The organism is Pedobacter sp. (assembly GCF_041645105.1).
Taxonomy (GTDB): Bacteria; Bacteroidota; Bacteroidia; order Sphingobacteriales; family Sphingobacteriaceae; genus Pedobacter.
In genome coordinates this window covers 1,267,517-1,290,239 of the sequence record NZ_JBAZQQ010000001.1, presented here as the reverse complement: position 1 = coordinate 1,290,239, position 22,723 = coordinate 1,267,517, and the positions used below count along the sequence as shown (strand labels likewise).

Genomic DNA, 22,723 nt, shown 5'->3' with positions numbered 1-22,723 from the left:
TAATGTGGATGTTAAAATCCTTCAATTATTGCAATTACCACACCGGTAACTACCACATTCGCTATAGCCAAAGGAATTAATACCTTCCAGCCTAAATGCATCAGTTGATCGTAGCGGAAACGAGGAATAGTCCAACGTACCCACATAAAGAAGAATATGAATGCAAATATTTTAACAAAGAATACAGCTACTCCAAAAAGCGGTGCCCAGGTTGGGCCTAATAAACCGGCCATATAATCCATCCCTGGGTAATTATAACCACCAAAATATAAGGTAGCCATTACTGCTGCAGATACAAACATGTTAATGTATTCAGCAAACAGGTAAAAACCCAATTTCATAGATGAGTACTCTGTATGATATCCACCAATCAACTCTGTTTCACACTCAGGTAAGTCGAAAGGTGCCCTATTGGTTTCCGCAAAAGAACATACCATAAATAGAAGAAATCCTAGAGGCTGATAAAGGACATTCCAGCGCCAGCCATGCTGACCGTCCACAATTTCTTTCAAGCTCATAGAACCCGTTACAAGCAACAAAGCAATAATCGACAAGCCCATTGCAATTTCGTAACTAATATTTTGTGATGCTGCTCTGATGGCACTTAATAAAGAGTATTTATTATTTGATGCCCATCCACCGATCATCACACCATACACACCTAGTGAAACAACACCAAAAATGTATAACAAACCAACGTTGATATCAGTTACCTGTAAAGGAACCAACCTATCTCCAATCTGCATTGGACTACCCCACGGAATAACAGCTGTACCAATACAGGCAGTTAACATAGCAAGGCCTGGACCAACCATAAACAGCCATTTACTTGCATTTGAAGGAATAATCTCCTCCTTCATGAACATCTTTACACCATCGGCTAAAGGCTGCAAAATACCGAAAGGGCCAGCTCTATCCGGTCCCAACCTGTCTTGTAAAAAAGCAGCCACCTTCCGCTCCGCATAGGTAGAATACATAGCAATCACAAGGCTAATCCCAAAAATGATAGCTACAAGTACAAATTTTTCTATTACAAAAGCTATATCCATTAGAATTTAGTGGTTTTATCTAGTTCAACCTGATTTGCTTGCTTCAATTTAGGGTTATCCTGAATTACTGGCAATGGCTTTAAAGTCTCGTAGTGATTAGAAGAAATTACTGAAGTATCACTAACAGGAGTAGGGTGTTCAATTACCCAATCTGCAGTCTTTTTCTTATCAAATCTGCAAGTATTGCAAATGAACTCTTCTACTTCACCATACACATCCTTACGTGCTGTTACTCTTAAAACATCCTCACCCTTGTACCATAAAGTTACTTTACCGCTACAAGTAGGGCAATCTCTATGTGCATCAATAGGCTTTGTAAACCAAACACGGTTCTTAAATCGGAAAGTTTTATCTGTCAAGGCCCCAACCGGACAAACGTCGATCACATTACCTGAGAAATCATTATCTACTGCCGTTTGAATATAGGTAGAGATTTCAGAATGATCACCTCTGTTCAGGATACCATGTACCCTTTTATTCGTAATCTGATCAGCTGTAAACACACAACGATAGCATAAAATGCATCTATTCATATGTAACTGGATCTTATCTCCAATATCTATCCGCTCAAAAGTCCTGCGTTCAAACTCATATCTAGTTTTCTGCAAGCCATGTTCATAACCCAGGTTTTGAAGATCACACTCTCCTGCCTGGTCACAAACCGGGCAATCAAGTGGATGGTTGATCAATAACATCTCTACCACACCACTACGTGCTTCTAGTACTTCCGGAGAAGTAATGTTCATTACTTCCATACCGTCCATTACAGCAGTACGGCAAGATGCAACCAGTTTAGGCATCGGGCGAGGGTCCTTTTCCGAACCTTTACTTACCTTAACAATACAAGTACGGCATTTTCCACCGCTTCCTTCTAATTTTGAATAATAGCACATAGCCGGTGGTACAATATCTCCACCTATTTGCCTTGCAGCATTCAGGATAGAGGTACCCGGAGCTACTTCTACTGTTATTCCGTCTATGGTTACCTTAACTTTATCACTCATTGTTAAAGATATTCTTTTGTCTGATGTTAATTATCTGTCGTAACGGCTTTGGCAATCGGGTCAGCATAATTTGCCAGACCATAATTTGTATTTAAGCTCTTTACGGGCTCATTCACATGCCACTCAAATTCGTCCCTGAAATGTCTGATCGCACTTGCAACCGGCCAGGCTGCTGCGTCACCAAGCGGACAAATAGTATTTCCTTCTATCTTTTTAGACACGTCAACCAGCAAATCAATATCGCTCATCTTACCATGTCCATATTCCAATCTGTGCAATACCTTTTCCATCCATCCGGTTCCTTCTCTACATGGCGAACATTGTCCACAACTCTCATGATGATAGAAACGCGAGAAGTTCCAGGTGTTTCTAACCATACATTGATCTTCGTCGAAAGCTATAAAACCTCCTGAACCCATCATTGTACCAGTTGCGAAACCACCTTCGGCAAGAGACTCATAGCTCATTAACCTTGGTTCGCCATTGGCTAGTTTCAAACTTAAATTTGCTGGTAAAACAGGAACTGATGATCCACCTGCAACAGTAGCTTTTAGGCGCTTCCCATTGGCAATACCACCACACCACTCATCAGAATAGATAAATTCCTCAACAGGTAAACCCAACTCGATCTCATAAACACCTGGTCTAACCAGGTTACCTGAAGCAGAAATCAATTTTGTTCCTGTACTTCGGCCAATGCCAATTTTTGCATACTCATCCCCACCATCATTAATGATCGGAACAACAGCTGCAATAGATTCCACATTGTTTACTACAGTCGGACAACCATATAATCCCGCAATAGCAGGAAATGGAGGTTTAATCCTTGGGTTTCCTCTTTTACCTTCAAGTGATTCCAGCAAGGCTGTTTCTTCACCACAGATATAAGCTCCACCACCAGGCTGAACATATAGTTCCAGATCATAACCTGAACCTAAAATATTCTTACCTAAGAATCCTGCTTTTTTTGCTTCTGCAATTGCCTTTTCAAGAATACGAATCTGCGGCATCATTTCTCCACGTACATAGATATAGGAAGTGTTTGCACCAAGCGCAAAGCTGGAAACAATCATCCCTTCGATCAATGCATGAGGAATATAAGTCATCAGATAACGGTCTTTAAAAGTGCCCGGTTCCGACTCATCCGCATTGCAAACCAGGTAACGAGCAACGCCCTCTGGTTTAGCTAAAAAGCTCCATTTCATTCCCGTAGGGAATCCTGCACCACCGCGACCGCGTAATCCAGACTTTTTAACTTCTTCTACTACCTCTTCAGGCGTAAGAGTCTTTAAAGCTTTCTCAACGGAACGATACCCGCCTTTTTGGCGATAAACATCAAGTGTATTGATGCCAGGTACGTTTATATGTTCTAATAATAGTTGACGGCCCATTATTTCTTGCGTAAATCCTCAATCAATTTGTCCACCTTTTGCTCGTTCAGGTTTTCGTAAAATGTATATTCAGGGCCAATCTGTAAAACCGGACCGTAACCACAGGCCGCCATACATTCAACACCTCTCCAGCTAAACAAACCATCTGCTGTTACTTCATTTTCTTTCACACCCAGCTTGCTTTCAATATGACCCATGATTTTCTCTGCGCCAACCAGACAGCAAGGTCCTGTTCTGCATACTTCAAGCACATATTTACCTTGTGGCTTTAAGAAATACATGGTGTAAAATGATGCTACCTCATAAACTTCAATATCTTGAATGTCTAAGTAAGCAGCAACTTTATCCATTGCAGGAACACTTACCCAGCCATACACCGCCTGCACTTCGTGCAAAATTGGCAATAAGGCCGACTTCTGTTTCCCTTCAGGATATCTTTTTACGATTTCATCAAACTTTTCAATTAAGGCTGATGAAAACTCTACAGGTTGTTGTTCTTCTACTTTAAGCATCTAATTCTCCTGCAATAATATTCATGCTACTCATGTTGATAATGGCATCTGACAACAGCATACCTACGCTCATGGGTGCAAACATTTGATAATTTATAAAACTAGGCCTTCTAAAGTGCAGACGGTAAGGAGTTCTTCCGCCATCATTAATCAGGTAAAAACCAAGCTCACCGTTACCACCCTCTACAGCATGATAAACTTCAGCTTTAGGTGCATCAATTTCTCCCATCACTATTTTAAAGTGATAAATCAACGCTTCCATATTGTTATATACTTCCTCTTTCGCTGGCAGATAAAATTCAGGAACATCTGCATGGAAAATACCTGCAGGTTCATGTTTCAATTTCTCCATCGCCTGCTCTATAAGGCGTAAACTTTGCCACATTTCCTCGTTACGAACTAAATAACGATCATAAATATCACCATTTGTCCCTACTGGAATTTCAAAGTCAAAATCTTGATAAGAAGAATAAGGCTCACTGATGCGCACATCATAATCAACCCCAGTTGCACGCAACAAAGGACCTGTCCAGCCATAATCCAGTGCTTTTTCTGGAGTAACACAGGCAACGCCAGCAGTACGATCAATAAAGATTCTGTTTCTATTCAATAATGCTTCAAATTCTCTTAAAGCAGGAGGAAAATCTTTCAGGAACTTATTGATCTTTGCAAAAGCGATATCATTGAAATCTCTTTCAAAACCACCGATACGACCAACATTCGTTGTTAAACGCGCACCGCAGATTTCTTCATAAATCTCGTAAATATGCTCTCTGAACTGAAAAAGGTACAAAAAAGTAGTTGTAGCACCAGTATCTTGTCCTATGATCGTATTACAAATGATATGATCAGCTATACGAGAGAGTTCCATGATAATTACCCTCAGATAATCTACACGTTTTGGCATTTGTATGTTCAGCAACTTCTCTACCGTCATGTGCCAACCCATATTATTAATAGGTGAAGAACAATAGTTCAAACGGTCTGTCAAAGGAGTAATCTGATAAAACGGCCTGTGCTCTGCAATTTTCTCAAATGCACGGTGAATATACCCAATGGTAGAAACACCACTCACAATACGCTCTCCGTCCATCTGTAAAACATTCTGGAAAACGCCATGCGTCGCCGGGTGTGTTGGCCCCAGGTTAAGGGTTACCAATTCTTCCTGCGGATCATTATCTGTATATACTGGTTGATTGTGATTCATAAACTTATCTACCAAAGTATTCGTCTTTTTTATCTACTCTATTTGGATCTTCCAAAGGATATTGTTTCAACATAGGAAAAACACCTAAATCATCCATGTTCAGAATCCTTCTTAAATCAGGATGACCTTCAAATTTTACCCCGAAGAAATCATATGTTTCACGCTCCATCCAATTTGCAGCATTCCATACAGTCGTTGCGGTAGGGATACTTGGATTTTGCGAATCGATATATACTTTAATCCTGATTCTGATCTTTTTCACCATGCTATGCAGGTGGTAAACCACTGCAATTCCATGTCTCTTTTCTGGATAATGCACTGCTGTAATATCTGTGAGGAAATTAAAGTTTGCCACTTCGCTTTCCTTCAAAAACTTCAGCACATCGATAATTACGTCTTTAGTCGTTTCAAAAGTAAGTAAGCCATAAGGCTCATTTACACCTATGATTTTATCACCAAACTTTTCGCTTAGTAATGTTATCAAATCTTGATTTGTTACCTCTGCCATTATAAAATTCCGTAAGAAGCCAACATTTCCTTGTACTGATCTGAATTTCTTCTTCTCGAAGATTCATTCTTCACTAATTCCTGAATTTTGCCAAAACCATCTAAAATAGCTTCAGGTCTTGGTGGGCAACCAGGGACATACACATCAACAGGAATAATCTCATCAATACCCTGTAAAACAGAATACGTATCAAATATCCCACCACTAGATGCACATGCACCAACAGCAATCACCCAACGAGGTTCAGCCATTTGCAAATAAACCTGTTTTAAAACAGGGCTCATTTTCTTAGCAATGGTACCCATTACCATTAATAAATCGGCCTGACGTGGAGAAAAACTTAAACGCTCCGACCCAAAACGGCCGAAATCATAATGAGAACCCATAGTTGCCATAAATTCAATACCGCAACATGAAGTCGCAAATGGAAGAGGCCATAATGAATGGGAACGAGCCAAACCAATAACTTTATCTAAAGAGGTGGCAAAAAAGCCAGATCCTTCAATGCCTGGCGGCGCTTCTACTATATTGATGTCACTCATGATACAAAACGAAAAAGGCTCATTCCTTTAAAGAATGAACCACAAATTTACAATTTTTTGAAGCAAAAGGCCTACGCTATATGCATTTAGAATCGATCTAAATAGATTAATTCCAATCCAGGGCTTTCTTTTTCAAAACGTATATAAAGCCCAATAATAAGGTACCCATAAATATAAACATCTCAATCATACCCGTCATACCTAAATCCCGGAAGTTAACAGCCCATGGGTACATAAAAATAACCTCTATATCAAACAATACAAACAAGATTGCAACCAAAAAATATTTGATAGAAAAAGGCTGGCGCGCATTTCCAATGGTTTTAATACCTGCCTCAAAAGTTTCCAGTTTATCTTTAGTCTTCCTTCTTGGGCCCAAAAAGTGAGTCGCAACTAAAGTCACAACAACAAAACCTAAGGCAACAATAACTTGAAAAATGATAGGTAGAAAATCTACAGGTACACTTTGCGTTTCCATTTGAAAAATATTTTAGGACAAAAGTAAAACAAAAAGGCAGGATATCAACCCTGCCTTTTCAATTATTATATATTTTAATTATTTTCTTTTAACAGGAGCTTTAGGAGCTGGTGCTGCTAATTGCTTCAATCCCTCAGATGCAGTAGCATTTTGAGGCTCTAATGCCAAGGCTTTATCCCAGTACAATTTAGCTTTTTCTTTATCGTTTTTGTACAAAGCAAAACCTGCTATCTGGTTATAAGCCTCTACCATACTTTTAACTGGTGGAGCTGGTTGAACATTATTTTTTAAACGAACTTCTGCTGAATCCAGGTATTGCTGATAGAATGGCAATTTCAATCCTTTAGGATCTGTATCACTATCCATCAAATTATTTACTCTGGCCCTCCAAAGAAATACATCAATAGTAGTCGGAGCCTCTTTCAACACTGCAGCAAAGGCAGTATCAGCTTTAACTAAAATATCCTTAGATGGATTTGTTTTCGCACTATAACCTTGTCCATAAAGGAAATAACCAGCAAGTCCACGGTAGAAGTAATTATATAATGAACCTTTTCCATTTGGATTATACTTATTCACAACATCATAAGTTTCAATTGCTTTAGGATAGTCTTTCGCATCATAAAATGCTTTTGCAACTTCAGCTAATTGCTCAGCATAAGCAGAGTCCAACTGAACAGCTTTAATCAAGCTAGTCATTGCTAAATCATCTTGCTTATTTTCTTTTTGTGCCCTTCCTAGGTATAAATAATCTGAAGCTATTACACGAGAAGTGTCTTTTGCTTTCGCAAAGAAATCGTTCATATATTCCAAAGCTTGAGGATAGTTTTTATTCTCAAATGCTGAATAACCACGTAACCTAGAAACTACCAAAGCTTTTGGATCGTTAGGATTACTTGCCGCAAGACTAGAAGTTACTTCTTGTAAAGTTTTATAATCCTTTGCATAAAATAAGAACTGAGCATAACGTAATTTAGACTCAAATGAGTTATCAGTTAAATCGATATACTTTTTGTAATTCTCAGTTGCCTGAGCTGATCTAGCATCAAATTCACTCGCCATCTGAAGTGCCCATTGCATATAAAGCTCAGCAATTTCACGGTAAGCTGGTCCATAGTTAGGATCTTTTGTAATTGCTTCCTTCAATTGCTCTTCTGACTCTGTAAAAGCTCTTGACTCTTTGTACATACGACCAATTTGAACCGTAGCTCTAACCAACGATTCGTTGATATTTAATGCACGCATATAGTTTTGTAATGCCTCAGAATTCTTCTTTTGCAAAGCATAATAATCGCCTAGTGCTAAGAAAGTTTCTGCATCTTTATCTTTGTCATCCAATTCTTCTGCTTTTTGCAAATAAGGCAAAGCAGCTTCAAAATCTGGTTTATCGGTTGAAATATATGCTTTTCCGATATACAACTGAGGCACCCAGTCTTTCTTCGATGACACCTCTACAGCTTTTGCAAAATTAGTTTTTGCAGAAGCAGCATTGTTATCAATTAAGTCTGCCTCACCTAAACCGATATAATTTAATGAATTTTTAGGATCTGCAGTTACACCTTTTGTAAATACAGCACGTGCTGAATCCACATACTCCATACGCAAATAAACCTCACCCAAATTATAATAATTCTCTCCTTTGCTAGCTTGTGAATTTACAAGTGTTTTAAGCATTGAAGCGGCTTTCTGATACTGCTCGGCATCTATTGCCTTCTTTGCGTCACTTAAGCTCTGAGCAAAAGAGGCAGAACCCATCACTACTAAACCTAAACTTAAGGTTATCGCTTTCTTTGTCATTTTCATGGTTCGTATATTGTTTTTTAGTTATCAAGAAGTCCATCCACGTGGGGCTTCAAAGTTCAAATATAAAATTTAGTTTGTATTCTTAAAATTAAAATCACGAGAAGCCATTTTATGTGGCCCTAATCCGGATTTGAGTACAATCAGTTGCCCCCTCGGACTTACCAACCAGGTTGCGAACCCTGCTCCCAACCCATCTCTACCTTCAGCATTTATAATATATATATTCCTTAAAAAAGGATAAATTCCACTAATTAAATTCGCCTGAACAGGCTTATAGAACTGATCATCCCCTTTTTTACCTTTAAGGTTTTTCACTCCCATCATTTTCACCTTATCCAGGTCACCAGCCATCTCTTTCTTATTATCGATAAGCCAGTTAACCCCAACAACACCTATAAATCCTTTATTTTCTGCAATATACTTAATCACATCATTATTGGTGTTTAAAGTATAAATACCTTTTGCCGGCAAAACTTTAATCCCTGCCAGATCTTTAAAATAACGTAATGTGCTGGAATAGGCATTGTCAAACACCAACTGCTTACCACTAGTAGAAGTCCCCTTTAATATATTAACGACTTCATTTACAGTAATATTGCTATCCAAATTAACTTTATTAGTAATTAATGCAATTCCATCTATTGCAAATCTGGATGTTTTCGGCACAATACTTCTATTCCTGTATACCTTATCTTCAGCTTCAGTAAGCATCCTTGACATGACGATCACGCGAATACTATCATTTAAAAAAGTAGGTATTATTCTTTGTTCATTACCTTCAACAAGCGTAAATTTTGTATCCGGATAATCCGTTTTAAATACTTCAATCTGGTCGGCCAATACTTCCGAAAAAGATTCATCGACTAATACACTAATCGTACCAGAAGTACGCGTTTCTTGCACTTCATTTGCAGGTTTTGGCTTCTGTTTACAGGCAACAAAAACAGTTAGTAAAAGTATAAAACTAAGATTTTTCATTTATCAAGCATTAATTGTTACTCTTCTTCAGGTTTCTGATTTATTAAGCGTACGAACCGGATCAATGCGTAAACGATAAGCAAGCAACCCAACATGATCCTGTATTTCGTTTCTATCTGGTTGAGGACTTGATTTCCGAAGATCAACATACCCCCTAGCACGATGTAGAAGAAAAACATGACCAGGCCTAAAATGAACAGAAATCGCTGTTGAGGCGATTTCTGCATAAATGTTTTAAAATTAAACATTCTAATTTGATAAAGTAAAGCTAATTGGAATATTGTATTTTACACGTACCGGTTTACCATTTTGGATACCCGGAGTCCAACGTGGACTAGCTTTAAGTACTCTGATGGCTTCCTCATCGGTACCACCACCAAGTTTTCTTTCCACTTTAATATCTGTCAAAGATCCGTTTTTCTCTACTACGAAAGATAAGAACACTTTACCTTGAATATTATTTTCTTGTGCCATTGCAGGATATCTCACCGCTTTTTTCAAATAAGCATAGAATTTCTCCATACCACCTGGGAAGCCTGGCTGAGTTTCGATACTTACGAAGTCATAAACTTTAGTATCTTCCACTACTGCTGCCTGTTTTGGACCATCTCCAACCGGACCAGCGATAACGATATCAGCTGTTGGGTCACCTTCAATTGTTTTCTGACCAGGGTCAGCCTTTTTCAAATCTTCAATTTGAACAGGTTCTTTATCTACTACCTCATTATCCGGTTTTACAATCGGAGGAGGGAATTTCACCTGATCTTGTTTCGGTGGCGGTGGCTCAACCGGTGGTGGCGGAGGTGTCTCCGGGTTTACCGGTGGAGGTGGCGCAACCGTAACCTCTACCTGTTTTACTATCTCGTCTTCGGGCAACTTGCCTTTGATCAAGCCTACGAGCTTAGGCGCCACAAACAACAGTATAAATACTGATGATGCGAGGACTAGAGCCTTGGTGGTATTTGCGCCATTTTCTCTACGTAGCTCGTAAGCTCCGTATTTCTTATTCTTATTTGCAAATACAACATCAAGCCACTCTGTCTTTAGTAAGTCTATTTTAGAACCAAACATAGCTTAAATTTTTAATATCGTTAATTTGTTTTTATTATAAAATTCCGCCTTGTTTCATGAAATCCTTTTCACCATCAGTGATGTTTTCATCATCAATTGCTGGTGCTGTTTTGATTTTAGTAATCGCCAGCTCATCCATAATATCCACAAAATTCTTATAAGTAGCTCCTGAAGTTGGTTTAATCACCATAATGATCTGCCTTCCGCCAGTAGCATCTGCTACTTTCTTTTTATTATCTAATATTGATTTTCTGATATCAGAAAAGCTTTCAATAGTAGGTTGAGCATTTTTTGCTTCTCCCATATACCAGGCTACTTTATTGTTTTTACCCAACAAGATGGTCATGGTTTCTGAAGCACGCAATTCATTTCTTTCTACTGAATTGTCTTCTTTATCAGGCTTTGCAATGTCCATTGCAATTGGTTTCGATAGGGAAGTAGTAAGCATAAAGAAAGTGATCAACAAGAAAGCCAAATCCACCATCGCAGTTAAATCTACTTTGGTACTTTGTTTCTTGGTTCTTACTTTTTTACCTTGTTTTCCCCCACCGGAGGTATCTAATTCTGCCATAATATATAATTATTATTCCCCGCCTTCGGCAGATGTGATTAAACTGAATTTGTTAATTTTCTGTTTCTGAAGGATATCGACAACCTTTTTAATTGCTGGATATTCTTCAGCTCCATCTCCTTTGATACTTACACGCATTTGTGTAGAATGAAGTTCTGCAACAGAGTGGCGCGATTGCATAATCCATTCAGCCAACTGATTGTTAGTTGAATCTGTGGGAATACCTTGTAATGACTTTTGGAAAGCTGCTCTTTTATCTCCATCCAGTTGAATGTATTGTTGTAAATTCTGGATTGGAACACCGAAAGCCCCTATTACACTAAAACGTTTTCTCTCTTCAGGACTGAACTTGATGTTGTATTTCTCGCCCATCTTGTCCAGCGTAGCCATCTTTATGTCGGCTCCTATGATTTCATAGTACACTTGTCCTTTACCTATTGACAATATTCCCATATCCAAATCAGGAACCTTTAATTTATAGGTTGATGAAGGAATAGATACTTCCAAAGGGTCAGGCTGACGTGCAGTTGCTGTTAATATAAAGAAAGTCAGCAATAAGAAAGATACGTCGCACATCGCGGTCATATCTATCGCAGTACTCTTTCTTTGGACCTTTGCTCTTGGCATAATTTTTTAAAATTACTAATGTTTTAAACTAATGATGTTTATTCCCCCGGTTTTCCATAAAGCCGGTAAAAAAAATTCATTATTTTTTATTTATGCGTACTAGCGTAAGTCTGGATGATGCTGAAACCTGCTTCATCAATTGCATAAGTCAACTTATCAATTTTAGAAGTAAGGATGTTATACATGATAATTGCAAGAGTTGAAGTACCGATACCTGTAGCTGTACACATTAGGGCTTCCGAGATACCTACCGCAAGTGCAGCTTGATCCGGTGCACCAGAGTTAGCCAAACCAGCGAAGGCCTTGATCATACCTGTTACTGTACCTAATAGACCCGTTAACGTACCGATTGATACCAAAGTAGCAATTACAGTTAAGTTTTGCTCCAACATTGGCATTTCTAAAGTTGTAGCTTCTTCAATATCTTTTTGGATACCTAAACATTTCTGATCTGTATCCATGTTTGGCTCAACTTCCATTTCACGGTATTTTTTCAAACCCGATTTAATAACGTTAGCAACAGAACCTTGTTGTTTATCACACTCAGCCATTGCAGACTCAATGTTGTTTGAGTTTAACAAAGCTTGAATTTTTTTGATGAATGCATCTAAGCTTCCTTTACCAGTAGCTTTACCAATAACAATCATTCTCTCCACTGAAAACACAATAACCATCAGCAACAATCCGATCAAAATTGCTACAATCGGACCACCTTTGTATGCCATACCTGCATAGTTTCCAACTTTTGGTAAATTTTCAATGTTATCATCAATAAAGTTTTTTGGATCTCCAAGGATAAACTTAAAAATACATATCCCAATGATGATACAAATTGGAATAGTTAATGTAGCGAATAAATTCGAAGCTGTAGAGCTTTCCTTTTTTACTGTTGTCGGTTTTGGTGCGTTTGCCATTTTTTTTTAGTTTTTTAGTTTTTAGTACTTTGTTTTTTAAAATTAGATAAATAATCTGTAATACACACAACGACCATTATAAACAATTGTTGTTACAACAAATTTATAACTTTGATTTTAATACCAAATTAAATTATTGTTAGTCTATTACCCCGAGTATTTCCCTTCACGTAGTTAGTATAATTAAAAAAGATTGTCCCGGTGGAGAGACAATCTTTCGCAATTAAAACTAAAAAAAAATTGATATGCAAATTTTTCGGAAAAAAAATGCGTTTAATGTGCGTTTTCAACAACTTTAGGAGCCGATGCAAGCATTTCCTGTGTTGCACTTGCTTCAAACTGCTTAAAATTGTTCACAAAGGCCAATGCCAGTTCATTTGCTTTTTGATCATATTCTTTCACATCAGACCATGTATTTCTAGGATTCAGAATTTCCGCAGGGACATTGGGACAACCAACCGGAATGCATAATCCAAATACCGGATCCGCTTCAAAATCGATGTTATCAAAATCACCTCTCAGTGCTGCCGAAATCATGGCCCTGGTATAAGCCAGTTTCATCCGTTTCCCTACACCATAAGCACCTCCACTCCATCCTGTGTTAATTAACCATACATTCACTTTATGTTCGTGCATCTTCTCACCGAGCAGACTTGCGTAACGCGTTGGATGCAATGGTAAAAAAGCTTTCCCAAAACAAGCAGAGAAAGTAAGTTGAGGCTCTGTAACCCCTGCTTCTGTTCCTGCTACTTTAGCTGTATAACCTGAAATAAAGTGAAACATAGCCTGGCCGGGTGTTAATTTAGATATTGGAGGCAATACTCCAAATGCATCTGCTGTTAAAAAGAAAATATTTTTAGGCATTCCGCCAATAGATGGTATAACTGCATTATCAATATATTCAATTGGATAAGCGACCCTAGTATTCTCAGTCTTATCTATGTTAGAAAAATCTACTGTACGTGTTTGCGGAAAGTAATTCGTATTCTCGAGCAATGACCCAAATTTTATGGCATTAAAGATTTGCGGTTCCTTTTCGACGGTCAGGTCTACGCACTTTGCATAACATCCTCCTTCAAAATTAAACACACTATCTTCACTCCAGCCATGCTCATCATCACCAATCAGACATCTTTCAGGATCTGCAGATAATGTTGTTTTCCCAGTACCAGAAAGTCCAAAAAAGATCGCTGTGTCACCATCCTTACCGATATTTGCAGAGCAATGCATTGATAATGTTTGTCTTTGCTCAGGCAAAATAAAATTCAGCACCGAAAATATCCCCTTCTTAATTTCACCAGTATATCCAGAGCCTCCAATCAATATCATCTTTTTAGTAAAGTTCAGAATGGAGAAATTGGGTTGCCTGGTACCATCAACTGTCGGATCAGCAAGAAAAGTTGGTGCTGCAATAATAGTCCATTCAGGCACAGAAATGATTTCCTCATCTTCCAGTCTTAAAAACAAGTTATTGGCAAAAAGATTCTGATATGCTGTTTCAGTAACAACTCTGATGGTAGTTTTATATTTCGGATCTGCACAAGCATACGCATCCCTAACATAAAAATCACTCTGATTCAGATGTGTTGTGATTTTCTTAAAAATTGAATCAAAATTTTCTGGATCAAATTTAAAGTTAATATCACCCCACCAAACGGTGTCCTTGGTAATGTCATCACAAACAATAAATCTGTCTTTCGGAGAACGCCCGGTAAATTTCCCAGTGTCAATTGCCAATGCCCCGCTATCGGCAAGCGTACCCTCTTCATTCTTCAAGGCCTCTTCAACCAATTGTGCTACATTAAGCTGAAATAGAGCTTTATCCGAATCCAGATTCAGATAGCTCAAATTAGGCTTAAGCATAAACGCTTTGCTCATAAATAATAAGTTAGTCCGACAAAGTTATACAGATTAAAAGGGAAAACGCATGATTTTTCCTGAAAAAATTTACTTATTGTCGCCGATACACTAACAGATAATCAACTGACTAACAAACACTTAAAACGATTTCATATAGCGATTTTATCCGCCTGATTTTTTTACTTTGTAACCTTCTTTTTGCAATAATTGTATCACTTTATCTCTAAAGTCCCCTTGGACAATCATCTCCCCTTCTTTAGCAGACCCACCTACTCCACACTTGGTTTTCAGCATCTTACCCAATTTTTGAAGTTCTTCTTCCGTACCAATAAAGCCTGTTACAAGTGTAACGGCCTTCCCTCCTCTATTCTTTTTATCAAGTGTTACCCTCAAATCTTGCTGATTATTTGGCAAGGCTTCTGCCGGTTGAATATTTTCGTCTTCAAATACAAAATCAGGGTCTGTTGAAAACATAATTCCACCAAGGTCACTCAATGATTTCTTTTTAGGCTTCATAATCAGGTATAATAATATTTAAAGACAATGGCTTTACAGATACAGCGATTTCTTTTCCCATAAAAAAAGGCTCTCCATCGATATGTATTGCATCTTCCTGTATTCTAGTTATATGTATATTTTTTCCTTTGATAATTTCTACCAATTTAGAATTATCAGTCTTAGCACTTAACATTTCATATGCTAGTACAGGTAACTTATACATAGGAAATTCCTTTACGATGCATACATCAAGCCATCCATCCGTAACGGATGCTGCAGGCGCAATGTGTGCATTGTTCCCGTACTGTGATGAATTTGCTACGCTGATTACAAATGCAGTCCTTATGTATTCCATTCCGTCAATAGCAATGTGATAGGTTTGAGGCTTATAACTTAACACTTCTTTAAGTCCCAGTTTTACATAGCCGCTTAATCCGCGCCCCTTATTTCCTGCAAATACAGAACTGATATGTGCATCAAAGCCCATACCCGCCATATTAAAAAAATACCTGTCATTAAAAGTTGCCGTATCAATCACAGTTACGTTGCAATTGTTAATCACCTTTATTGCCTTTACGGTATTCATTGGTATTTTAAGGAATCTTGCTAAACCATTTCCAGATCCAAAAGGCAGGACACCTAGAATCTTGTTCTGCTCCATTACTTTTCCAGCCACCTCGTTGATTGTCCCATCTCCACCAACAGCAACAATAATATCAAAGTTTTTACCAGCAGCCTCTTCTGCAATTTCTGAAGCATGACCAACATACTCCGTGAAAGCAAAATTTGCATTAAACTTTGAACGATCCAGATTTGCATCAATCAAAGAAGGTATCTTTAATTTATCTTTCCCCCCAGATATCGGATTTATTATGAATAGTATATTTTGTTTCGACAAGATCTTCCAAATTAATAGGATACAAAATAATCGATATTTTTTGACTATTTAAATATATAGTGTAATTTTGCACTATTAAAGTGGACTGATTTGCGATGTTATGTAAAATAGCGGGATTGCAACCACGTAAAAAAAAGTGCTAACCTATTACACACTTCGATTTACTACCTGTTTCAGAGGATCATTTCCATTTTATATAATTGTTTACTCATTAAATTAATTATTTACAATGTCGTATTTATTTACATCAGAGTCTGTTTCTGAAGGCCATCCGGATAAAATTGCAGATCAAATTTCAGATGCCCTTATTGATAATTTCCTGGCTTTTGATGCGGATTCAAAAGTAGCTTGCGAGACACTGGTTACAACTGGCCAAGTAATTCTTGCAGGAGAGGTAAAATCTAAAACTTACCTTGATGTACAGCAAATTACACGTGATGTAATCAGGAAAATTGGCTATACAAAAAGTGAATATATGTTTGAGGCGAATTCTTGCGGTATCCTTTCGGCTATCCACGAGCAGTCTCAAGACATTAATCAAGGTGTTGACCGTTCGAGTAAAGAAGAACAAGGCGCAGGTGATCAGGGAATGATGTTTGGCTATGCCACCAATGAAACTGAAAACTATATGCCATTGGCTTTAGACCTTTCACATAATTTATTGCAGGAACTGGCTATAATCAGACGTGAAAATCAGGAAATCACTTATTTACGCCCAGATGCTAAAGCTCAGGTGACTTTAGAATATTCTGACGACAATAAGCCTGTTCGTATTGATGCGATTGTTATTTCTACTCAGCATGATGATTTTGATGAAGAAACAGCAATGCTAGCTAAGATCAAAAAAGATCTTGTTGATATCCTAATTCCTCGTATCATAACCAAATACCCACAATACGCACATTTATTTAACGATAAAATAGAGTATCACATTAACCCAACCGGTAAGTTTGTGATCGGCGGTCCACATGGTGATACTGGTTTAACTGGTCGTAAGATCATTGTTGATACTTATGGCGGCAAAGGTGCACATGGTGGTGGTGCTTTCTCTGGAAAAGATCCAAGTAAAGTAGATAGAAGTGCTGCTTATGCAACACGTCATATTGCTAAAAATCTGGTTGCTGCTGGTATTGCTGACGAAATCCTGGTACAGGTGAGTTATGCAATTGGGGTGGCTAAACCAATGGGTATTTACATCAATACTTACGGAACAAGTAAAGTGAGCAAAACAGATGGCGAGATTGCCAAAATTGTAGAAGAAATTTTTGACATGCGTCCTTACTTTATTGAGCAACGTTTAAAGCTAAGAAATCCTATTTATAGTGAAACTGCTGCTTATGGACACATGGGACGTATACCAGAAACAGTTACCAAAACTTTCAGAACCCCAAATGGTGAAGAGAAAGTGGTTACGGTTGATTTGTTTACCTGGGAAAAACTTGATTTTGTAGATAAAGTAAAAGTAGCTTTTGCCTTGTAAAAAACACTTGAATATTATTATACGGAAAAGGGTTATATCAGTTTGATGTGACCCTTTTCTTGTTTTACACCTATCGGGCGCAGCCTTTGTACAGCCTGAAAGCTTTGAGATAATTACAATATAACTACCAGATAATTACAGGATGATTACAGGGTTGCGCTACCCTTGAGCTACCCTTGAATTACCGTTACGCTACCGTTGAGCTACCCCTAAGGTATCTCAACCCTATCGCAAGGGTAGCTCAAGGGTAGCGCAACCTAGTCGTCAGATAGTGATCATCCTGTAATTATCCTATAATCATTGTTTTATTTTCATATAGCTATAAGAGATGAAACAGCTAGTTTTCAATCAAATCAAACTATTTTATAATCCAGATGTTTTATAAGCATAACCTACTATTATGGAACATCCAGCAGAAATGAACACATTAAGTCAGATTTTAGAAAAATTGAGACTTAAAGGAATAGACAATGAGATAAAAATGACTGACCACGGTAAGATGCAAGGTGTCGGTCAAAAAATATATAGCCCTGAAGATTTATCCATCATAAAAACATATCGTTTTGAGGGGGATTCTGACCCTGGAGACAATGCTGTACTTTATATATTAGAGGATAAGGATAAACAAATTGGCTACATCCTTGATGCGTATGGTATGTACAGTTCTCAAGAAAACACAGGATTTGATGATTTCTTAAAAAAAATCCCTACAGCAGACAGAGACATGCAAGAGCTATTAAGTTAAACACAGCATATGGGACGAAGATCAATTGCCAATTCTGCGTTTTTCTTCGTCATTACTTTGCTCAATCTTTTTATTACTGAATTTTTTACCTGAACTAAAATTATAATTTACCGATATGCTAAAAGTGCGTGTAGGTCTTTTCTGGTAGAAATCTATTCTAGTTCCGGAAAACTCTGTTAAATCCATTTCTCTTGAAGTGTTAAATGGATCTGATATAGAAAAACGCAACATTAAACTTTTGTCAAGGAACCTTTTGGACATACCCAGGTCAGTATAGAGTTGATAGGCTATTTTTGAATTTGCACTAACATATGGAGAACGGTAATCAACCGCTGCCTCCAAATCGAACAATCCTTTCAACTCAACCTGATGTTGGGATCTGGCATAGAATGTCGACTGCCTAATCCGGTAACCATCAAGATTGTAGCTAAGGTTATAACCTGCTACTGAATTGTTTGTCGTCCAGCCCTTCATGATTTTAATTGGGGCATTAAAAGAAAAGCCATATTCATTACTACTATCAAAGTTTCTTCTCTGATATTCGATAACATTCCCTTCAACCGGATTAGCCAATTGGCCAATTTTATCATTTGTTAACGCAAAATAGATGTCAGCTGAGAAGCCTTTCCAAAAAACCGTTCCAATTTCAAGCTTGTGAGTATATTCAGGTGTAAGATTTGGATTTCCAAGTTGCGTAAGGTAATCATCAAACTGTAGCCTATATGGATTAAGATCCGAAAAAGATGGTCGCTGTAGCCTTCTGGAATAATTTAGGTAAACCGCACTCCCCTTTTGCTCATTCAATTTTTGGGAAATAAAAACTGAAGGAAAAAAACCTAAATAATCCCTTTTAAATTTTTCATTTCCAGTTATTGAATTTCCGTCCATACCTGTATGTTCAGCTCTTAACCCAAGCTTGGCACTTAATTTACCCCAGGCTTTTTCTAAAGATGCATAAGCCATTGAAAGATTTTCCTTATAAATAAAACGATTACTCAAGTTAGAATTCAATTCCCAGTTCCCGTTGATAAAATTCTCATTCAAGACCTCGTTATCCCTTTTAGTACTAGCAAACTTAAGTCCTGCTTTAAAAGAAACCGCATTCTTAAAAACCTTGGTATAATCTGTCTGCAAACTATAAAGATTAGTCTTATTCGGTGTATTATTACGATAATGTGAATTTTTCTGGGTTAAAGTATATACAGAGATAAAATTATTCAACTCAGTTCTTGTGCTATTAAGATAATCGGCAATAACCTTTAAACCCGAGCCTAGACTATCCGTTTTTAATGAGTAATTAAATGTTGTCCCATTAAATGAGGGCCTTCTGAACCATTCAGATTTTGCAAATCCTGTTAAGGATTGGACACCAATAAAAGAAATATCAGTATCAAAATACTGATTCATTTTGTTTTCAGTTCGTACTGATTGAATACCAATAGATTGGTTCTTATTAATATCATAAGCTGCTCCAATCCTGTACATTAATCTCCCATTGTTGTTGTACCTATTTGTACTACTGGAATAAAAATCCTGGTTTGGATAATTGATTTTAGTACTAGCAACATAGTCGCTTTCATCTTTTCCAGCAGATACACTTCCTGAAAGATAAAAGCTTTTAAGTTTATAATTTAATGAAACTCCTGCTCCATAGGCAGGTCTTTTTTCCTGTTGCCGATACTGACTATATAATGATCCGATCAACCCATCTTTACGAGTTTTTTTTAGTACGATATGAATAATACCGCCAGAACCTGCAGCTTCAAATTCTGATGGGGGACTAGAGATAATTTCAATTTTACTGATATCTTCCGATCTCAATGTGCGCAAATATTCAGCAAGATCATTCTCCGACATCCTTTGAACGACATCATTTATCATTACCATTACTGACTGATTTCCTCTGATCTTGATTGAACCATCACTTCCAACCCAGATTCCTGGAGATTTCTGGAGCACTTCGAGCCCATTATTACCAGTCCCTAAAGCACTTCCATCTACATTGACAATATAGCGATCAGTCTTTCTTTCTATCAATGGTCTTGCACTGTTAATATTTACAGTTTTTAGGGTCTGCTGATCTTCATTAATTACAATACGTCGAACCATTACGGTGTCAGGATATACAAATTCTAGTTTCAATGGCTGATAGCCAATTGACGAAATTTTTAAGACGTAACGATTCTTCGGAACAAATTTATGGGAGAACTGATACTTGCCAGTTTCTCCACTTACAATACCTCCCAACAGTACATCGGATTCAAAAAAGCCGATGGATGCGAATGGGATTCCCTTTCCCTTTTGATCAACTATCGTTCCTTTAAGAGTCACTTTTAAAGTCTGATCATCCTCTATTGATATTTGTTTCTTTCGTCCAATTGCAATCAGTTTATCTGATACCATTTGATAGGTAAACCCATTTTCTAACAGAACTTTTCCCAATACCTGTTTAACAGTCTCATTTACGACATTTATGGATATCTTCATTGTATCTGAAACCACTTCATCACTATAAACGAAGTTGTACCTACATTGATCTTCAATTTGTTTAAATAAAGAAGAAATAGGTTGATCCTTTAGGTTTAATGTCAATTTTCGATCTTGTCCATAAAGTTTAGCATGGGCAAATATCACTAACAGAAGTATGATGTATCTACTCATCTCTAGTCATTTATTACTACCAATCTATTATTGATCGTATAAGTTAATGGATAGGAAAGTTTGAGTGCTTCTAGCGCCTGTTGTATGGTTTCATTGGTAAATGTTCCACTAAATCGCTTTTCCTTTAATTGTTTACTTTGTATTTCTATCTTAAGATCATACTTCCTCTCCATTTTTATCACGAGATCCTTAAGCTTTTCTTTATGGAAGACTAATGTATCAGCGACCCACTTCGTATCCATTGACAATAAGTTTGAGTTCATTGAAAATACCCGGAAGTTATTTCGAATACGGCTTTGCGTCTTAGAATAGATAAGTTTTTCATTAGGTCTAAGTTGCACCTTGTTATAATTGTTTAACCTATCTGTTACCTGAATTGAACCTCTGATCAATGCAATCTGTACCTCAGGGATACTTTTGTATGCATTCACATTAAAAGCTGTCCCTTTAACTTCTATTTCAATATTCCCAACATGTATAAATAATGGGACTTGGCTATTTTTAGCTACATCAAAATATGCTTCCCCATCTAAAGTTATTTCACGTTTGTACTTCCCAAAGGCTTTGTTATAGCTTATAGTAGATTTTTTGTTTAGCCATATCCCAGTTCCATCATCAAGCATTTTGAAAATTTTCTCATCATTTGCTACTACCTTATTGAGAATTAGATCATTATCTTTATTGATCAGATGATTCACCAACAGACCAACACTAATAAAAAGAATCAGCATCGCTGCAATTTTCATCAAGAAAGCATTAAAAAACGGATTGTTTTTTGGTGTCGAATAATCAAACCTCTCTCCGATACTTTCATTATCGACAGCTTTAATCATTTCCCATATATGACCAAGTTGATCTGTATTTATCTGGGGGTTTTCTTTGTGATTGAAGTATTTCTCAAATTTTATGGATAGAGATCTATATTCTTCATTATTCTCCATTACCCAATCAAACACCCTTCTGTCTTCAGCAGAGATTTCTCCAGATAGTTTTCTGGATAACATTTCTAAAAACTTTTCTCTTTTCATCATTTAGAAGCTTATAAATTAAAGACACCTATAAGCAGCAGATTACTTACTTCTTTACAAAAAAAATAATGAAAGATCTGAAAGTGGCTGCTTTCTGGATATTTTCACCTGTGGATGGTACCCTAAATAACCACTAATAGAATCCGCTAATGTTTTTACTGCCTTATAAAGTTGATTTTCAACTGTTCTTATTGAAATCCCTAAAATCTTAGCAACATCGCTGCTCTTTAACCCATGCTCTTTAATGAGGGTGAATATTAACTTCCGCTGTCTTGGAAGGGCAGCAACAGCTAAATCAAGTAACTTCATAAGTTCCTTATCCTCTGCTACAAAATTGTACTTATCTGATATATGCTCAAATGATTGTTCAGCGGTCTGTTCTGCAAATAATAGGTGTCGTTTTCTATCAGATCTTATCAGGTTAAGACAAGCATTCTTAATTGATATATATAGATAAACCTCTGGATTGAGCACTTTTGATAAGCCTTCTCGCTTAAGCCATATTCTTACAAAAAGTTCAGAGGTCACCTCCTCCGCGCTTTCAAGCTGTTTGATATATTGTCTCGCGAAAGCCAGGACCTTATTGTAATACAAGGCAAAAAGCTCATCAAATGCGGCCTTATTACCGTATTGGATTTCCTTAAACAATAGCACAATCTTACTTTTCTCTTCCGGCATTAACTTTAGCTTTTATGAACCAAGTATTGTGGTGTTATTGATAATGACACCAAAGCTTGAAGATATACTTATTCTTGGATAAAATTTATGTGGACTATTAAATTCTATGAAATAAAAAAGCCACTTGATGAAGTGGCTTTTTTGCGGACCGGACGGGACTCGAACCCGCGACCTCCGCCGTGACAGGGCGGCATTCTAACCAGCTGAACTACCGGTCCGT

General features: G+C 37.4%; 22 protein-coding genes and 1 tRNA gene. 2 read left to right on the top strand and 21 right to left on the bottom strand.

The features are described 5' to 3' along the window. Positions 1–11: 11 nt before the first annotated feature. From nuoH to WC623_RS05440, 17 genes are all read right to left on the bottom strand, one after another. Entirely contained in the window at positions 12–1,049 is a 1,038-nt protein-coding gene (nuoH, locus tag WC623_RS05520) for an NADH-quinone oxidoreductase subunit NuoH (RefSeq protein WP_372848751.1), read from the bottom strand. Continuing rightward, complete coding sequence (locus WC623_RS05515) at positions 1,049–2,053, bottom strand: 2Fe-2S iron-sulfur cluster-binding protein (protein ID WP_349788309.1); 1,005 nt, start codon at positions 2,051–2,053, stop codon at positions 1,049–1,051. Before WC623_RS05515 ends, nuoH begins: the two co-directional genes overlap by 1 nt. A gap of 26 nt (positions 2,054–2,079) precedes the next feature. Beyond that, a complete protein-coding gene (gene nuoF / locus WC623_RS05510) occupies positions 2,080–3,444 on the bottom strand; it encodes an NADH-quinone oxidoreductase subunit NuoF (RefSeq protein ID WP_372848749.1) in 1,365 nt (454 codons plus the stop codon). Then, on the bottom strand, positions 3,444–3,956 hold the full coding sequence (gene nuoE, locus WC623_RS05505) for an NADH-quinone oxidoreductase subunit NuoE (RefSeq protein ID WP_372848747.1): 513 nt from the start codon (positions 3,954–3,956) through the stop codon (positions 3,444–3,446). The genes nuoF and nuoE overlap by 1 nt, the downstream gene beginning before the upstream one ends. Further along, a complete protein-coding gene (locus WC623_RS05500) occupies positions 3,949–5,163 on the bottom strand; it encodes an NADH-quinone oxidoreductase subunit D (protein ID WP_372848745.1) in 1,215 nt (404 codons plus the stop codon). Before WC623_RS05500 ends, nuoE begins: the two co-directional genes overlap by 8 nt. Positions 5,164–5,167: 4 nt before the next feature. Continuing rightward, positions 5,168–5,671: an NADH-quinone oxidoreductase subunit C gene (locus tag WC623_RS05495; protein ID WP_372848743.1), complete on the bottom strand. Its 504-nt coding sequence runs from the start codon at positions 5,669–5,671 to the stop codon at positions 5,168–5,170. Continuing rightward, positions 5,671–6,213, bottom strand: coding sequence for an NADH-quinone oxidoreductase subunit B (locus tag WC623_RS05490; RefSeq protein ID WP_372848741.1), 543 nt, complete (start codon positions 6,211–6,213; stop codon positions 5,671–5,673). The genes WC623_RS05495 and WC623_RS05490 overlap by 1 nt, the downstream gene beginning before the upstream one ends. A gap of 106 nt (positions 6,214–6,319) precedes the next feature. Next, positions 6,320–6,691, bottom strand: coding sequence for an NADH-quinone oxidoreductase subunit A (locus WC623_RS05485; RefSeq protein ID WP_372848739.1), 372 nt, complete (start codon positions 6,689–6,691; stop codon positions 6,320–6,322). Between the two features lie 78 nt (positions 6,692–6,769). Further along, on the bottom strand, positions 6,770–8,494 hold the full coding sequence (locus tag WC623_RS05480) for a hypothetical protein (protein ID WP_372848737.1): 1,725 nt from the start codon (positions 8,492–8,494) through the stop codon (positions 6,770–6,772). Between the two features lie 69 nt (positions 8,495–8,563). Continuing rightward, complete coding sequence (locus WC623_RS05475; protein WP_372848735.1) at positions 8,564–9,472, bottom strand: substrate-binding domain-containing protein; 909 nt, start codon at positions 9,470–9,472, stop codon at positions 8,564–8,566. A 249-nt stretch (positions 9,473–9,721) separates the two neighbouring features. Next, on the bottom strand, positions 9,722–10,543 hold the full coding sequence (locus WC623_RS05470; RefSeq protein WP_349788299.1) for a TonB family protein: 822 nt from the start codon (positions 10,541–10,543) through the stop codon (positions 9,722–9,724). A 34-nt stretch (positions 10,544–10,577) separates the two neighbouring features. Continuing rightward, positions 10,578–11,114 (bottom strand): ExbD/TolR family protein, encoded by a 537-nt coding sequence (locus WC623_RS05465; RefSeq protein WP_372848734.1) that lies wholly within the window; start codon positions 11,112–11,114, stop codon positions 10,578–10,580. Between the two features lie 12 nt (positions 11,115–11,126). Continuing rightward, the gene (locus WC623_RS05460; protein ID WP_372848732.1) at positions 11,127–11,741 is read right to left on the bottom strand and encodes a biopolymer transporter ExbD; all 615 of its coding nucleotides are present in this window, start codon (positions 11,739–11,741) and stop codon (positions 11,127–11,129) included. 86 nt (positions 11,742–11,827) lie between these two features. After that, positions 11,828–12,655, bottom strand: coding sequence for a MotA/TolQ/ExbB proton channel family protein (locus WC623_RS05455; RefSeq protein WP_372848730.1), 828 nt, complete (start codon positions 12,653–12,655; stop codon positions 11,828–11,830). Between the two features lie 273 nt (positions 12,656–12,928). Further along, positions 12,929–14,533 (bottom strand): phosphoenolpyruvate carboxykinase (ATP), encoded by a 1,605-nt coding sequence (gene pckA, locus WC623_RS05450; RefSeq protein ID WP_372848728.1) that lies wholly within the window; start codon positions 14,531–14,533, stop codon positions 12,929–12,931. A gap of 144 nt (positions 14,534–14,677) precedes the next feature. Next, on the bottom strand, positions 14,678–15,031 hold the full coding sequence (locus WC623_RS05445) for a translation initiation factor (RefSeq protein WP_372848726.1): 354 nt from the start codon (positions 15,029–15,031) through the stop codon (positions 14,678–14,680). Then, positions 15,021–15,911, bottom strand: a complete 891-nt coding sequence (locus tag WC623_RS05440; RefSeq protein ID WP_372848724.1) for a diacylglycerol kinase family protein — start codon at positions 15,909–15,911, stop codon at positions 15,021–15,023. Before WC623_RS05440 ends, WC623_RS05445 begins: the two co-directional genes overlap by 11 nt. A 229-nt stretch (positions 15,912–16,140) precedes the next feature. On the opposite strand from WC623_RS05440, the gene metK reads away from it, so the two are divergent. Further along, positions 16,141–17,391, top strand: a complete 1,251-nt coding sequence (gene metK / locus WC623_RS05435) for a methionine adenosyltransferase (protein ID WP_372848722.1) — start codon at positions 16,141–16,143, stop codon at positions 17,389–17,391. A 400-nt stretch (positions 17,392–17,791) separates the two neighbouring features. Further along, on the top strand, positions 17,792–18,136 hold the full coding sequence (locus WC623_RS05430) for a hypothetical protein (protein ID WP_349788291.1): 345 nt from the start codon (positions 17,792–17,794) through the stop codon (positions 18,134–18,136). A 21-nt stretch (positions 18,137–18,157) separates the two neighbouring features. Here WC623_RS05430 and WC623_RS05425 read toward each other — a convergent pair whose 3' ends face one another. From WC623_RS05425 to WC623_RS05410, 4 genes are all read right to left on the bottom strand, one after another. Further along, entirely contained in the window at positions 18,158–20,797 is a 2,640-nt protein-coding gene (locus WC623_RS05425; RefSeq protein WP_372848720.1) for an outer membrane beta-barrel protein, read from the bottom strand. Between the two features lie 2 nt (positions 20,798–20,799). Beyond that, complete coding sequence (locus WC623_RS05420) at positions 20,800–21,828, bottom strand: FecR family protein (protein ID WP_372848718.1); 1,029 nt, start codon at positions 21,826–21,828, stop codon at positions 20,800–20,802. Positions 21,829–21,879: 51 nt separating this feature from the next. Continuing rightward, positions 21,880–22,503 carry an RNA polymerase sigma-70 factor gene (locus WC623_RS05415; RefSeq protein WP_372848716.1) on the bottom strand — a complete coding sequence of 208 codons (624 nt, stop codon included), beginning with the start codon at positions 22,501–22,503 and terminating at the stop codon, positions 21,880–21,882. 144 nt (positions 22,504–22,647) lie between these two features. Then, positions 22,648–22,721, bottom strand: a tRNA-Asp gene (locus WC623_RS05410). Between the last annotated feature and the right edge of the window lie 2 nt (positions 22,722–22,723).

Excerpts from the sequence above, each read along its gene's own strand:
- nuoH (WP_372848751.1), bottom strand. The coding sequence starts at position 1,049 with ATGGATATAGCTTTTGTAATAGAAAAATTTGTACTTGTAGCTATCATT.
- WC623_RS05515 (WP_349788309.1), bottom strand. The coding sequence starts at position 2,053 with ATGAGTGATAAAGTTAAGGTAACCATAGACGGAATAACAGTAGAAGTA.
- nuoF (WP_372848749.1), bottom strand. The coding sequence starts at position 3,444 with ATGGGCCGTCAACTATTATTAGAACATATAAACGTACCTGGCATCAAT.
- nuoE (WP_372848747.1), bottom strand. The coding sequence starts at position 3,956 with ATGCTTAAAGTAGAAGAACAACAACCTGTAGAGTTTTCATCAGCCTTA.
- WC623_RS05500 (WP_372848745.1), bottom strand. The coding sequence starts at position 5,163 with ATGAATCACAATCAACCAGTATATACAGATAATGATCCGCAGGAAGAA.
- WC623_RS05495 (WP_372848743.1), bottom strand. The coding sequence starts at position 5,671 with ATGGCAGAGGTAACAAATCAAGATTTGATAACATTACTAAGCGAAAAG.
- WC623_RS05490 (WP_372848741.1), bottom strand. The coding sequence starts at position 6,213 with ATGAGTGACATCAATATAGTAGAAGCGCCGCCAGGCATTGAAGGATCT.
- WC623_RS05485 (WP_372848739.1), bottom strand. The coding sequence starts at position 6,691 with ATGGAAACGCAAAGTGTACCTGTAGATTTTCTACCTATCATTTTTCAA.
- WC623_RS05480 (WP_372848737.1), bottom strand. The coding sequence starts at position 8,494 with ATGAAAATGACAAAGAAAGCGATAACCTTAAGTTTAGGTTTAGTAGTG.
- WC623_RS05475 (WP_372848735.1), bottom strand. The coding sequence starts at position 9,472 with ATGAAAAATCTTAGTTTTATACTTTTACTAACTGTTTTTGTTGCCTGT.
- WC623_RS05470 (WP_349788299.1), bottom strand. The coding sequence starts at position 10,543 with ATGTTTGGTTCTAAAATAGACTTACTAAAGACAGAGTGGCTTGATGTT.
- WC623_RS05465 (WP_372848734.1), bottom strand. The coding sequence starts at position 11,114 with ATGGCAGAATTAGATACCTCCGGTGGGGGAAAACAAGGTAAAAAAGTA.
- WC623_RS05460 (WP_372848732.1), bottom strand. The coding sequence starts at position 11,741 with ATGCCAAGAGCAAAGGTCCAAAGAAAGAGTACTGCGATAGATATGACC.
- WC623_RS05455 (WP_372848730.1), bottom strand. The coding sequence starts at position 12,655 with ATGGCAAACGCACCAAAACCGACAACAGTAAAAAAGGAAAGCTCTACA.
- pckA (WP_372848728.1), bottom strand. The coding sequence starts at position 14,533 with ATGAGCAAAGCGTTTATGCTTAAGCCTAATTTGAGCTATCTGAATCTG.
- WC623_RS05445 (WP_372848726.1), bottom strand. The coding sequence starts at position 15,031 with ATGAAGCCTAAAAAGAAATCATTGAGTGACCTTGGTGGAATTATGTTT.
- metK (WP_372848722.1), top strand. The coding sequence starts at position 16,141 with ATGTCGTATTTATTTACATCAGAGTCTGTTTCTGAAGGCCATCCGGAT.
- WC623_RS05430 (WP_349788291.1), top strand. The coding sequence starts at position 17,792 with ATGGAACATCCAGCAGAAATGAACACATTAAGTCAGATTTTAGAAAAA.
- WC623_RS05425 (WP_372848720.1), bottom strand. The coding sequence starts at position 20,797 with ATGAGTAGATACATCATACTTCTGTTAGTGATATTTGCCCATGCTAAA.
- WC623_RS05420 (WP_372848718.1), bottom strand. The coding sequence starts at position 21,828 with ATGATGAAAAGAGAAAAGTTTTTAGAAATGTTATCCAGAAAACTATCT.
- WC623_RS05415 (WP_372848716.1), bottom strand. The coding sequence starts at position 22,503 with ATGCCGGAAGAGAAAAGTAAGATTGTGCTATTGTTTAAGGAAATCCAA.